Annotated in this window: 11 protein-coding genes; 6 read left to right on the top strand and 5 right to left on the bottom strand. The window is 36.8% G+C overall.

Annotation, left to right across the window (positions count from 1 at the left end; genetic code table 11):
- Positions 1-455: 455 nt before the first annotated feature.
- Both HXT36_RS00910 and HXT36_RS00915 read left to right on the top strand, forming a co-directional pair.
- Positions 456-1,046 (top strand): type IV toxin-antitoxin system AbiEi family antitoxin domain-containing protein, encoded by a 591-nt coding sequence (locus HXT36_RS00910; RefSeq protein WP_421778881.1) that lies wholly within the window; start codon positions 456-458, stop codon positions 1,044-1,046.
- Complete coding sequence (locus tag HXT36_RS00915; protein ID WP_421778883.1) at positions 1,043-1,900, top strand: nucleotidyl transferase AbiEii/AbiGii toxin family protein; 858 nt, start codon at positions 1,043-1,045, stop codon at positions 1,898-1,900. Before HXT36_RS00910 ends, HXT36_RS00915 begins: the two co-directional genes overlap by 4 nt.
- Before the next feature lie 331 nt (positions 1,901-2,231).
- Here the strand turns inward: HXT36_RS00915 and HXT36_RS00920 are convergent, their stop codons facing one another.
- The 5 genes from HXT36_RS00920 to HXT36_RS00940 form a co-directional block, all read right to left on the bottom strand.
- Entirely contained in the window at positions 2,232-3,650 is a 1,419-nt protein-coding gene (locus HXT36_RS00920) for a hypothetical protein (RefSeq protein ID WP_421778885.1), read from the bottom strand.
- Between the two features lie 165 nt (positions 3,651-3,815).
- Positions 3,816-4,634 carry an energy-coupling factor ABC transporter ATP-binding protein gene (locus tag HXT36_RS00925; RefSeq protein ID WP_421778887.1) on the bottom strand — a complete coding sequence of 273 codons (819 nt, stop codon included), beginning with the start codon at positions 4,632-4,634 and terminating at the stop codon, positions 3,816-3,818.
- Entirely contained in the window at positions 4,631-5,485 is an 855-nt protein-coding gene (locus HXT36_RS00930; RefSeq protein WP_421778889.1) for an energy-coupling factor ABC transporter ATP-binding protein, read from the bottom strand. Before HXT36_RS00930 ends, HXT36_RS00925 begins: the two co-directional genes overlap by 4 nt.
- Positions 5,467-6,267, bottom strand: coding sequence for an energy-coupling factor transporter transmembrane component T family protein (locus HXT36_RS00935; RefSeq protein WP_421778892.1), 801 nt, complete (start codon positions 6,265-6,267; stop codon positions 5,467-5,469). The genes HXT36_RS00930 and HXT36_RS00935 overlap by 19 nt, the downstream gene beginning before the upstream one ends.
- Before the next feature lie 76 nt (positions 6,268-6,343).
- On the bottom strand, positions 6,344-6,943 hold the full coding sequence (locus HXT36_RS00940; RefSeq protein WP_016799393.1) for a hypothetical protein: 600 nt from the start codon (positions 6,941-6,943) through the stop codon (positions 6,344-6,346).
- A gap of 365 nt (positions 6,944-7,308) precedes the next feature.
- On the opposite strand from HXT36_RS00940, the gene HXT36_RS00945 reads away from it, so the two are divergent.
- From HXT36_RS00945 to HXT36_RS00960, 4 genes are all read left to right on the top strand, one after another.
- Positions 7,309-8,295, top strand: a complete 987-nt coding sequence (locus HXT36_RS00945) for a DUF3137 domain-containing protein (RefSeq protein ID WP_421778895.1) — start codon at positions 7,309-7,311, stop codon at positions 8,293-8,295.
- A 43-nt stretch (positions 8,296-8,338) separates the two neighbouring features.
- Positions 8,339-8,893, top strand: coding sequence for a LemA family protein (locus tag HXT36_RS00950; RefSeq protein WP_020973403.1), 555 nt, complete (start codon positions 8,339-8,341; stop codon positions 8,891-8,893).
- Positions 8,894-9,049: 156 nt separating this feature from the next.
- Positions 9,050-9,859, top strand: a complete 810-nt coding sequence (locus tag HXT36_RS00955; protein ID WP_421778897.1) for a nucleoside phosphorylase — start codon at positions 9,050-9,052, stop codon at positions 9,857-9,859.
- Positions 9,860-10,140: 281 nt separating this feature from the next.
- Positions 10,141-11,907, top strand: coding sequence for an ABC transporter ATP-binding protein (locus tag HXT36_RS00960; protein WP_020973405.1), 1,767 nt, complete (start codon positions 10,141-10,143; stop codon positions 11,905-11,907).
- Positions 11,908-11,945 lie beyond the last annotated feature (38 nt).

The following is an 11,945-nucleotide window of genomic DNA, read 5'->3' on the forward strand; positions in this document are numbered from 1 at the left end:
TTTGGCATAAAAAAAGAAACAGCGCGCTGTTTCTTGAATCGTAATTTGCTGTGTTTTAACGTAGATGCTTTTAACACAGGCTAGATGATGCATACTTAGTGTTTGCAAACATCATTTCGATTAAGAAATGCGCAACAGCATACGTTACAACAACAATTTGTCATCATATTTGTATGATACATGTGCACTCCTTTACTCGTCGAAATGGTGATAAGTGAAGACTATAGCGAATGGATTTGTGTTTGTCAAATTTGATATGTACTACTTTTTCTGCGTTAATGTTTCTGTTTGGCGCAAGTAGCCATTAAGCACAAAATTGCATTGATTGGCTACTTTGTGATTTGGTTAAATGTGGTTTGGCTATTTGCACTTTACGATTTGCTTGCGCATTTGATACGTTTATGCTGATATAATGTATTAAATCAGCGTAAACGTGTCATTAAGTGGGTGGGCAAATGTTAAAAGATCAATTGCGCAATTACATGGAGAAAAAGCAAGTTTTAAGCATTGGTAGTGTCATCAAAGAACTTGGAATTAGCCCATCTAGTGTTTATCGATTTATTAAAGATGAAAGCTTAGAACGCGTATCAAAAGGTGTTTACGTTAAGAGCAATTTGTGGAATGATGAAATGAATTTATTCTCAAAGCGCACATCTGTTGCTGTTTTTTCACATGAATCTGCCCTTCTTCTACATAATTTGACTGATAGAGAACCTTCTTCTTTAACAGTGACTGTTCCGTCAACTTATAATGCAAGTAGTCTAATTAATACTGGTGTTAGGGTGTTTTATATAAAACCAAATTATTTAGGAATTGGTAAGAAAAATCTTAAGTCACCTGACGGCAATCTTGTACCTTCTTATGATTTAGAGCGCACAATTTGCGATATTTTGCGTTCTCGTTCTCAAATAGATGAACAGATAGTATTTGGTGCATTAAAAGCTTATGTTAAAAGAAGGGATAAGCGACTTGATATACTGAGTGACTACGCTAAAAAATTTAGGGTTTCAAAGTTGATATCACAATATTTGGAGGTGTTACTATGAGAATGAAGGATGCTAACCAGCTTAAAGCAAAAATAAAGAATGTTGCACTCCAAAAGGGTGTAGATCCTCGCGTGCTAATGCGCATATATATGATGGAGCGTTTTTTAGATCGTGTTTCTCACTCGCACTATAAAGACAATTTTGTTCTAAAAGGTGGAATGCTGATTTCTTATCTTGTTGGCGTAAATCTTCGTACGACAATGGATATTGATACAACTATGCAAAATATTTCTCTTAGTGAAGATGATGTGCGTATTTTTATATCAGATGTAATATCTATTAATATTGATGACGGTGTTAAATTTACGCTGCAAACACTTGATTCTATTATGCAAGAATCTGACTATCCAGGGGTTCGAGCTGGCCTAATTGCAGATTTTGATGGTACAAAAACTCCTGTTAAAATCGATATTTCAACTGGGCATGCTATTACTCCATCTGCTATGGAAGCAGAATTGCCTTTAATGTTCTCAGAATCTATCTCTTTGTTGACTTATCCAATTGCAACGATTTTAGCGGAAAAGTTGCAAACAATTCTTGTGAGGGAAGAATTTAACACTAGAATGCGAGACTTTTATGATTTGCATGCTCTTAGAGTGTCTCAAGGAGATAATGCCTTTAAGAAAGAAGAGATTGCTAAAGCTTTTTACGCTACTTCTCAAACGAGGGATACACTTTATTTACTGAGTAACGTGAATGAAATTTTCGATAGGATTAAAGATAGTGAAGTGTTGAGAATAAAGTGGAAGGATTATCAAAGAAAAGCATCTTGGGCTAAAAGTCTTTTGTGGGAAGAAATAATGCAAGATATGAATTTCTTTTTGATGTTCTTTCATAATGAGATTGTAGATTAAGTTTTTTTATTATTTGAATAACTTGTCTAAATCATTGTAAGGCGTGCGCCAGTAGTCATTGGGTGCAAAATTGCATTGATTGGCTACTTTGGTATTGGCTTATTTAGCGATTTTTTCGGTATCTTCTCTATTTTGAAATTCTATTTGATTATATACCCAATTCGGCATAATATTATCCTTTCACTAATATTTTGAAATAGTATGCTTTTTTGAATTTTAAGCATATAATCTCAAAATACCTCCCGCGGCGGCTTGCCGCCGGTGTTCATTTGTATGGGAAAAAATATAGGAGCAAGAACTTTTTACAGTTCAAGCCCCTATATTTTATAGGTTAGTTATCGAACCCACCCTGAACGGTTCCCCTACGGTGTCCCGGAAGGTTAGCATCTGGGATGTATGGTGGAACCTGAGCTTCACCAATAACTTCATAGGTGAATGTATGGGTACGCATGTTGATGATGTAGTAACCATAAAGTGGATGGCAGCAATCATTTATGCCGGCGAGCAGCATTTGACGTCTATATGGCTTTACGACATCTGTATACCACATACGGTTCTTTTCCTGCGTAAATGTTACACTACGATTGCCAGCGTTAATTATACCGTATTTGAAAGGATCGGTTACAAAATCATGTCCATGCCATTCATCTTCTACGCTATAGGTGAACCTGAAGCCAATCATCATCCTTCCAGTCTTAAACACATCGTTCTGTGGCTTAGGAGCTGGTGGAACAGGATGCGGAGCAGGTGGAACTGGGCGCGGTGTTGGAGTCACTGGCTTTGGAGTCACCGGATGCACTGGTTTTGGTGCAGGGTCAACTGGATACACAGGATGATGGTGAGGGTGATGCGGCTTAGGGGTTACAGGTTTTGGTTGCGGCGGTGTTGAAGGGTTTGGCTTAGGAGTTACAGGCTTAGGCTTAGGTTGAGGAACAGCTGGTTTTGGTTGCGGCTTTGGAGTTGGATTGCTTTCATTATGAGTTTGCGCATTACGATGAGGTTGATGCGTGGTTGTGTTTTTGTGTGGATCGCTCGTATTAGTGCTACCAGTATGACCTTGAGGTGTTTTATTTACTGAGAAATTTTCACTAGGAGCTGATATATGACGAATATCGGCAAACGTCTTAATATTCTTAGCAACAGTTTCGGCAATAGCTTTACCGTTTTCGCCAGACAAAGATTCGTCACCGTTCTTTAGAGCAGTCTTAATAAGATTTGCGTAACGGTTTACGCGGGATTCATCGACTATTCGAGCATCAATGTTGTCTGCAAAAAGAACTTCGATTTTATTATTGTTATTCTTATCGATGGTCACTCCGCCGTCGAATCGATCGGAATCTGTTGCGAGTATACTTCCGTTAGACAACATGCAATCAGATACTTCTACCTTATAATGACCAGCCTTCATGTTGATTACGTCTTGCTTATCATTTGCAAGAACAGCATGATAAAAGTCAACGTCCTTATTGTTTTTATCGTCACCAATAAAGTGCATAATAACAGGGGATGCAGCGGAATCCAAGCCTTCGCTAGCGCCAATAAAGAACTCAGTCTTATACTCTTTTACTTTCTTTACCTTTTTGACTTCTGTTTTCGTTGCGCTGCTTTTTACACTATTCGATCCACAAGCGCTTAGCGAGCATGCTAATCCAACTACGCTTAACGAAACAATTACGCCAGATACAATTTTTTTAAATGGCAAAGACATGTTAGAGTGAATGTTTTTACCGTTACCTAAATTTTGTAACATGGTATTCCCCTGATTCATATTGTATTTTGTTGATACAAGAAAGCTTTAACCCCATGTATCAAAGCCGTGTATAGTATACGCTTGCTTATTGCAGCGCGTCAATATGAAAGTCAACTATAAATCTGTAAAGATAAATCTGTAAAGATAAATCTGTAAAAATAAAAGCTAGTATTTGCGATTATTCCGCTTAAAATAATCGTTCACAAATTCTTCAACAGATAGGAACGTATTTTCATAACCCAACTTTTCGCACAGCTTAACAACATCTGGCTTATCTAGTTGTGCGCTAGAAAGTATGTTATCTTGCATAAATGCGTCTCGCGTAGTGCCGTCAAAAAGAACCTTGCCATTGGAAAGCACAACAACGCGATTAAATACTCGAGCAACAAAATTCATATCGTGAAGAACAGCTATAACAGTCTTTCCTTGCAAAACAAGGTGTTTAATAATTGATTCAATACAATTTTTGCCGCAATCGTCCTGAGCAATCGTAGGCTCGTCTAATATAACAACCTGAGTATCCATTGCTAAAATCGACGCAATAGAAACCATTTTTCTTTCGCAAAGACTTAAATCGTAAGGATTTACCTCGCTTTTATCTAAAAGTCCTACAAGTTTTAGACTTTCTTTTGCTTGGATCAATGCTTGACTCTTATCAATTCCAATTTTTAAAAGTCCAAACATTACTTCGCGCATAACAGTTGATTCAAAAATCTGGTCATCTGGATTCTGGAATACGAATCCAATATCTTTAGCAAGAGAGGGAACAGTACATTCTGAAATATCTTTACCATTTAATAAAACGCTTCCAGATTTCGGCGTAAGAAGTCCTCTAAGAATCTTAAGTAAAGTTGTTTTTCCAGTGCCATTTTGACCAACAATAGCGCATGCTCCAGGAGCAAAAGACAAATTTAGATTATTGAATATTTGTGATGTTGGAGTATGAGAAAAAGACACATTTCGTATTTCAATAGTAGGAGTCATTGTAATCGATTCCCTTCGTGCGAGCGTAAAATTTGTGATGTTTGCTCAAGAGTTATTGGATACAAGCCATTATTGTTTTTTAACGAAAGTTTTTTGCAAATTTGAGTATAAACAGGAGGATTTACGCCATATTCTTCCAAGTCTTCGCGAGAAAAGATTTTTTGCGGAGTATCAAAATCAATGAGTTTTCCTTCGCTTAAAAGCATTACGCGGTCGCTATATTGCGCGATTTTTTCCATTTTGTGCTCAACCATAATAATAGTTTGACCCTGATTTTTTAAGGATTCTACAGACTTAAAAACCTCTTCCGAACCTTTAGGATCAAGCTGCGAAGTTGGCTCGTCTAAAATTATTACTTCTGGTTGCATAACTAAAATAGCGGCAATAGACATGCGTTGCATTTGGCCGCCAGATAAATCGTATGGAGAACAATCTTTAAGATGCGCAATGTTGAGCATTTCCATAATTTTCTCTACGCGATTTTGCATCTCGTTTTGCTCAATGCCAATATTTTCCAGCCCAAACGCAATCTCCTCATACACAGTAAGCTTCGAGCCAGTAATTTGATTAAAAGGATTTTGAAAAACTAAGCCAACTTTTTTGCAAAGACTGTCTATTTGCGTAGTTTTTGCGTTAAGACCTTCTACTTCGACTTTTCCGCCGTACGCTCCGTGGTAAAGATTAGGAACAAGACCTAAAATAGCTTGAGATAATGTTGATTTTCCAGCTCCATTAGCACCTATTATTCCAATAAATTCGCCTTTATGAATATCGCAAGAAATGTCATTAAGTGCAAGAGTTTTACTATAAGGATAGCGATATTTTAAGTGCTCTATATGAATAGCTTCCATGCTACATATCCTAAATTATTAAGTAACGCATAAATAATAGATGCGATTATTACGATTAAACAAGCGCATAAAAATAGCGTATTGTATTTACTTGGCTTAAATGGTTTTATGAATGTTTTTTGATTATTGCACGAAAATCCGCGAACTTCTAAAGCTATAGTTCTTTCTTTAGAACTCATAAATGAAGACATTATAATCGGGGATATTAAAGGCAAAAAAGCTTTGAAACGCGTTATTAGGGAACCTTTTGTTTGTAATCCTCTGCTTCTTTGTGCGTCAACAATAGTCGAAGTTTGCTGTGTTATTTGAGGAATGATTTGAAATAGCGAGACAAAAACATAGCCCATTTTAGGTGGTAAGCCAGCTTGTATCATCTCTTGCATCATATTAGAAGGTTTAGTTGTAAGAGTTAAAACACAAAATGCAAACGAAATGTTTAATATATTTAGCACAATCTTCATTGCTACTTCAAAACCTTCCTTGCGAGCAATCAAAGGTCCTAGTTTGAATAAAATCGTGTAGTTTCCCGATCTAAAGAAAGTTTGAACTATAAAAATAGTTACAATAATAAAACCGGTAACTTGTATTACGATTTTTATTTTTGCTAGGACCCTTGATGTTGCAAGTAAGATTAGGCTCAAAATAATAAAGATAGCAAAAGAAGTGTAGCCTCCAAGCAAACTCGGCGTGCTTGTAGCGCATATTACGTATGCAAGCTTGGTTTTTGCAGATAGTCCGTTTAGAAACGAATGCTTATCTTCAAATAGGCTGATGCTTTTCATGCTATCTCGTCTTATTGTGCTTATAAAAACTTGTAGAACTTAACGTTTATGCGATTTATTTGCTTGCGATAAACGTTTATTTATCAAGATCTTCGTCATCGGATTGATAAATAGCTATTAAACTCTTAGGAAGAACTTTATAAATTCCAGCTGCAAGGAACAAAACAACAATCTTGTCTGGTATATCTACAACAAGCTCATCTACGAATGATGCAAAGAAGCCTTTGGATCCCATTGCTGCAAAAACAGCGTCGCCCCAAACGTTTCCAGTGGTTCCGCCCCAATAAATCATGTTTAGAGGTGTAGAGATGATTATTGCGATTGCTGCAACAATAAGACTTGTTATAAAAATGTGTAGGCCTTTGTTCATATATTTTAATCGTGCAGCGATTCCAACGCTTACGCCAATTGCTGCAGCTGTAATGCTATAGACTGTAGAAATCGGATCAATTGTTAAGCCGTAAACAATATTAGTTAAAAATCCAGCAATTCCGCCTACAACTGGTCCTGCTAAGCAAGCTGAAATGCAAGTGCCTAGTGTGCCAAGCCAAAGTGGTAGTTTTAGCATGCTTGCAAATAGTTTTGCAACATAATTTATGCCGATTGCGGCTGGTATCAGTACGAGTGAAGCGGTAGTTAATTTAACGCTCCAAATAGTTTTTAGTTTCTTTACCATTTTTGAACTTCCTATCAGTTAAGGAATAAATTCAAGTTCATTATACGCTTTGAGAAATGTTATTAAAGTAGTTGAAAATTAATGTGTTATAAATTGTTATATTGTTTATTTTGTGTTATTTTGTTCTTTGTTATTTGTTTTGTATTAAGTCTTTATTGAAAATAATAACAGCTATATCACTTTTATATCAAAATCAAAGTTGTTATTATTTCGTTATTTGACTATTTCACTATTCCAAATTTTGCTATCACAAATTTAACTATTCCAAATAATGATTATTTATGATAAAAAAATATAAGAGCCTTTTATGACTTTTATAAAGATGTTGTTATAAAAATATTGGCGATTATAAGAGGGAGATGACGATGAATGTAAAACATAGTAGCGTGTTTACAAATCCCGAAGTTTTAGAAAGACTTAATAAATTAGAAAAATCTCCCCAAATGCAAGGGAAACTAAATGAGTTAAAAGAAGGCATAAAAAATAACGCTTTTGACCCAATGCGTTTAATCCCATTAATACCAGTAGTGCTGATTATTGGTGCTGTTGGCAATTATCTTCCTTCGTTTGACTACTCTACTTATAAATATCCTTTACTCATAATAGTTGCCTTTGTTGTTTGCTTTGCTGGCAAGTTTTTTGTAACAAATAAGGTTGATGTAAGCTCGCTATATGCGAATAATGTTTTAACGCCGATTCTAAATGCGATTCTGCCTGGAACGGTATTAGAAAATTCTGAAGGAATTGACAACAGTATTTTTAATAATCTTCTGCCAATATCGAGTAGGTATTATTCAAATAAACACATAATTTTTGGCGATGAATCTAAAACTGAATTTTCAAACATGCAAGCAATACACTTTTCTAGAACTGAAAGTGGAAAAACTGTTAAAAAAACGGATTTTATTGGGCAAGTCTTATTAATAAACGCAAAAACCAATATAAATGGTCACATTAGAATCGTTCCCGTTACTGGAAAGAACTTTATGGGGCAAAAACTAAGTGGATACTATGGCAAAAAAACAAAAGAGGAGAGTGAAGTTCAAACAGAATCCATTGAGTTTAATAACTCGTATTCAATCTTTTCTACAGACGATTTTTATACAAAGCTTGTATTAGATCCAAGTTTTATAGAAGCATTGAATAATTTGCAAAAAAGAATGAGAGTTTGCATATATCTAGATAGCGAGCATATTATTGCATCTTTTGATTCTGGTCGGTACATATTAGGAAATCCTGGAAAATCTGGAATAGAAGACCTATCTTTAACAAGAGAATATGCAAGATTTAGAGATGTTTTGGCTGAATATTACGAAATAATCAGCGTAATTAGAGAGAAATTGCAAAATTAGAGATAATTAAGACTAGAAAAAGGCTAAAAATAAAGGAGACATTATGGATTATGAAACTATTTTAATAGTTATTGCAGCAGTGCTTGTAGTGGCTATTGGCTGGTTTATTGGTACGTTAAATAGACTAAGAAAATATAGAGTGATTATAGAAGAGTCGCAAAAAAATGTTGACATTGCGCTCGCTAAAAGGTACGACACGATTTGCCAAATGCTTAAAGTTGCGCAGTCGTTTGCAAAATACGAAAAAACAACATTAGTGGATTTGGTGAGTTTAAGAGAAGGATTAAACTCTGCGGATTCTAGTGAAGCAATGAAAAATCAGAATCATGCAATAGGGAAGATTTTTGCTTTGGCAGAAGCTTACCCAGAATTAAAGTCTTCCGAACAATTTTTGAATTTGCAAGAAGAAGTGAACGACGAAAACGAGCAGCTGGCTGCAGCAAAAAGAATCGTAAATAGTAATATCAGCGCTCTTAATCAAAATATTGTTACTTTCCCAGTTTCGCTTATTGCAAGATTAAGCGGAATAAAGCAGATGGCTTTTCTTGATGAAGATGATCTAAGCAATAAGAAGAATATCGATAGCATACTTAGCTAGCGAAAATGTTTAGCTAGACGGTATATCTAATGTAGCCAATCGCCCGCGAATTTACAGCGATTGGCTACTTTGTGATTTTTGTGCGATAATGCGCATACTGGTATATAGGATTGAATGGCTTGTAGAACTAGCTGATTGTGTGAAGGAGCTGATTATATGGCAGAATACGATTTACCGATTTTAGAGTATGATTCCGATAAAAGCGCAGTTTTAATGCCAAATCACGATAATATTTCCGTTCAGCTTCCATCTAAAGCGGTTTTTGCTTTCTTAGGCGATGAAATCGATCAGTATGCTTTAAGCAGGAAAGCTACGATTGTAGCAAATTTTGAGTCTGCAACTAAAAAATATCCGATATATGTTTTGGAAGAGAAAGTAGAGAAAAAAGTAAGAGAAAATACAAACAGCGAAGTAGAAGAAGAAACGCAAAAAATCTGCTTAGTGCAGGCTCCAGTTGGCGCTCCTGCTGCTGTTCAGATCTTAGACTGGCTGATTTCTTACGGTGTTAGCGAAGTTGTTAGTGCTGGTTCTTGCGGATCTCTAGTTGATTATGCGGAAAACGTTTTTCTGGTTCCGTATAAAGCTTTAAGGGATGAGGGGACTTCTTATCATTATTTGCCTCCAAGTCGTTATGTTGATGTTTCAGAGCGCTCGAGACGTGCTATTTTACAAACCTTGCAGGCGCATAATTTGCCTTATCATGAAGTTAAAACGTGGACTACTGATGGGTTTTTCCGTGAGACTAAGACGAAAGTTGCTAGTCGTAAGCAGGAGGGATGCGCGGTTGTTGAGATGGAGTGTTCTGCTTTAGCGGCTTGTGCACAAATGCGTGGGATTGTTTGGGGTGAGATTCTTTACACTGCAGATACTTTGCACGATGTTGAAAATTATGATGAGCGCAATTGGGGTGGAGACTCTAAAGCGTATGCTCTTGAGCTTTGTATTGAAGCAGCGTTGCGCATTTGACACGTTTACACTGATATTACATACGGAATCAGCATTTTAATTTGATTTTTTTTTTAACTCTATGCTTATTATTTCTAGCAAGCATTACGTATAAATGCGTTTAAGTATTACGTTAATGGTTAATAATCGTGATAAGTATGATAGTGTAGCTTTCAATGCTTTGTAGTGAGTGAATAAGCAAATAGCTTATGAAGTGCTGCTTACGAAAATGATATTAGAGAAGAGATAGTAGAGATGGTAGAAATAGAAGAGATGTATAAAGGAAGTGAGAGGTAGCGAGAATGAGTAAAACTGACAATACGGCGAATCAGCGATCATCGGCAAATCAGCAATCATCCACACTGCATCCCGACGTAAAAAATTACGTAAAACTATTTTTCAAAGAAAACAAACTTGTAGCTTTTCTTTCGATGATAGTTTTTATTGCCTTGTCTATGATTTACACTGCTATTTCTTGGATTTTGCAAATTATTTTCGACTATATGTCTGGCAAAGGAGACTTCTCTCTAACTACTATTTTGCTGCTTGTCACTTCCTTTATGCTGGCAATCTCCCTGATTTTCGCGTTGAAGCGCAGCGCGTATCCTCGCTTTCTTGAAAAAGCAATGAATCAGTATAAAGAGTCTGTTATTAAAAAGCTGTTAAAAAAGAGTTATAGTGATTTTTCGCTTGCAAATTCTGGCACGTATCTTTCTGTACTTACTAATGATTGCGAGCGTATTCAAGAAAAGTATTTAAAGAAGATTTTTGACTTTGTTCAAGATGTTCTTATGCTTGTAAGCTCGCTAGCTCTTATGATTTACTACAGTCCGCTGCTCACTGTTATTGCTCTTGTTATTTCTGTGCTTCCAATGGCGTGCTCGATTCTTACAGCTAACGAAATCGCCACTCGAGAGGAGCAGGTTTCTAAATCGAATGAGTCTTATACGGCACTGACGAAGGATGTTTTGAACGGAGTTTCTGTTATTAAGAGTTTTAAGGCGGAGCAGGAGGTTATTAATCGCTACAAAAATCAGTCGATGGAGCTTGAGCATACGAAGAATCTTCGCGAGAAAACAATGACTACTGTTTCTGCTCTTGGCACAATTTCCAGCCTTGGAACTCAGCTTGGAGTGATGCTTGTTGGCGCTTGGATGGTTAACGCTCACGTTGGTGTTATTACTGCTGGAATGGTTTTAGCTTTTACTAATTTGATGAATGGCGTACTTCAGCCTATTTCTAGTCTTCCGCAAATGCTTGGCGAGATGAAGGGCGCTAAGAAGCTTATTAGCAAGATGGCTGATTATATGAGTAACGCTAAGGAAGATTCTGGCGAGATTATTGACGATTCTATTAAAAACGTTGTTTTGCGAGATGTTTCGTATTCTTATGATGCGGATCATAAAGTCTTGAAAAACGTAAATCTAACTTTGCGAGATGGAAAATCTTACGCGATAGTGGGGCCTTCTGGCGCTGGTAAAAGTAGTTTGATTAATCTGCTTATGGGCTATTACAAGGATTATAAGGGTAGCGTGCAGCTGAATAATCACGAACTTAGCAATGTGAGCAAGAGTTCGCTTTACGATAAGACGACTCTTATGCAGCAGTCTGTGTTTATGTTTGATGCTTCGATTTTAGATAATATTACGCTGTTTAAGCCGTTCCCGGACGCAGAGGTAGATCGCGTGATTCACTTGGCTGGTTTGGATGATTTGATTGCTGCTAAAGGCAAGGATTATCAGTGCGGTGAGAACGGTAGCCATCTTTCTGGCGGCGAAAAGCAGCGTATTGCTATTGCGCGAAGCTTGCTTAAAAAGTCCGAGATTCTGCTGGTTGATGAGGCAACGAGTGCGCTAGATAACGAGACGAGCGCGAACGTAACGCAGTCTATTTTGGATTTGCAAGGAATTCTTCGACTTGTTATAACTCACCGCTTGGATGCTAATTCGCTTAAACAATATGATGAGATTCTTGTGATGAAAAGTGGCGAGCTTATTGAGCGCGGAAGCTTTGAGGATCTTATGAATCAGAAGGCTTACTTCTACTCACTTTACACTGTGTCTATGTGAGGATGTTGGCTGGCTTGTTGAAATGTGCTGAGCAATTT

Origin of the sequence: Gardnerella sp. DNF01144 (genome assembly GCF_049244245.1) — a bacterium.
Taxonomy (GTDB): domain Bacteria; phylum Actinomycetota; class Actinomycetes; order Actinomycetales; family Bifidobacteriaceae; genus Bifidobacterium; species Bifidobacterium piotii.

Coding starts and splice junctions, on each gene's coding strand:
- HXT36_RS00945 (WP_421778895.1), top strand. CDS start 7,309: ATGAATGTAAAACATAGTAGCGTGTTTACAAATCCCGAAGTTTTAGAA.
- HXT36_RS00930 (WP_421778889.1), bottom strand. CDS start 5,485: ATGGAAGCTATTCATATAGAGCACTTAAAATATCGCTATCCTTATAGT.
- HXT36_RS00950 (WP_020973403.1), top strand. CDS start 8,339: ATGGATTATGAAACTATTTTAATAGTTATTGCAGCAGTGCTTGTAGTG.
- HXT36_RS00935 (WP_421778892.1), bottom strand. CDS start 6,267: ATGAAAAGCATCAGCCTATTTGAAGATAAGCATTCGTTTCTAAACGGA.
- HXT36_RS00960 (WP_020973405.1), top strand. CDS start 10,141: ATGAGTAAAACTGACAATACGGCGAATCAGCGATCATCGGCAAATCAG.
- HXT36_RS00920 (WP_421778885.1), bottom strand. CDS start 3,650: ATGTTACAAAATTTAGGTAACGGTAAAAACATTCACTCTAACATGTCT.
- HXT36_RS00940 (WP_016799393.1), bottom strand. CDS start 6,943: ATGGTAAAGAAACTAAAAACTATTTGGAGCGTTAAATTAACTACCGCT.
- HXT36_RS00955 (WP_421778897.1), top strand. CDS start 9,050: ATGGCAGAATACGATTTACCGATTTTAGAGTATGATTCCGATAAAAGC.
- HXT36_RS00925 (WP_421778887.1), bottom strand. CDS start 4,634: ATGACTCCTACTATTGAAATACGAAATGTGTCTTTTTCTCATACTCCA.
- HXT36_RS00915 (WP_421778883.1), top strand. CDS start 1,043: ATGAGAATGAAGGATGCTAACCAGCTTAAAGCAAAAATAAAGAATGTT.
- HXT36_RS00910 (WP_421778881.1), top strand. CDS start 456: ATGTTAAAAGATCAATTGCGCAATTACATGGAGAAAAAGCAAGTTTTA.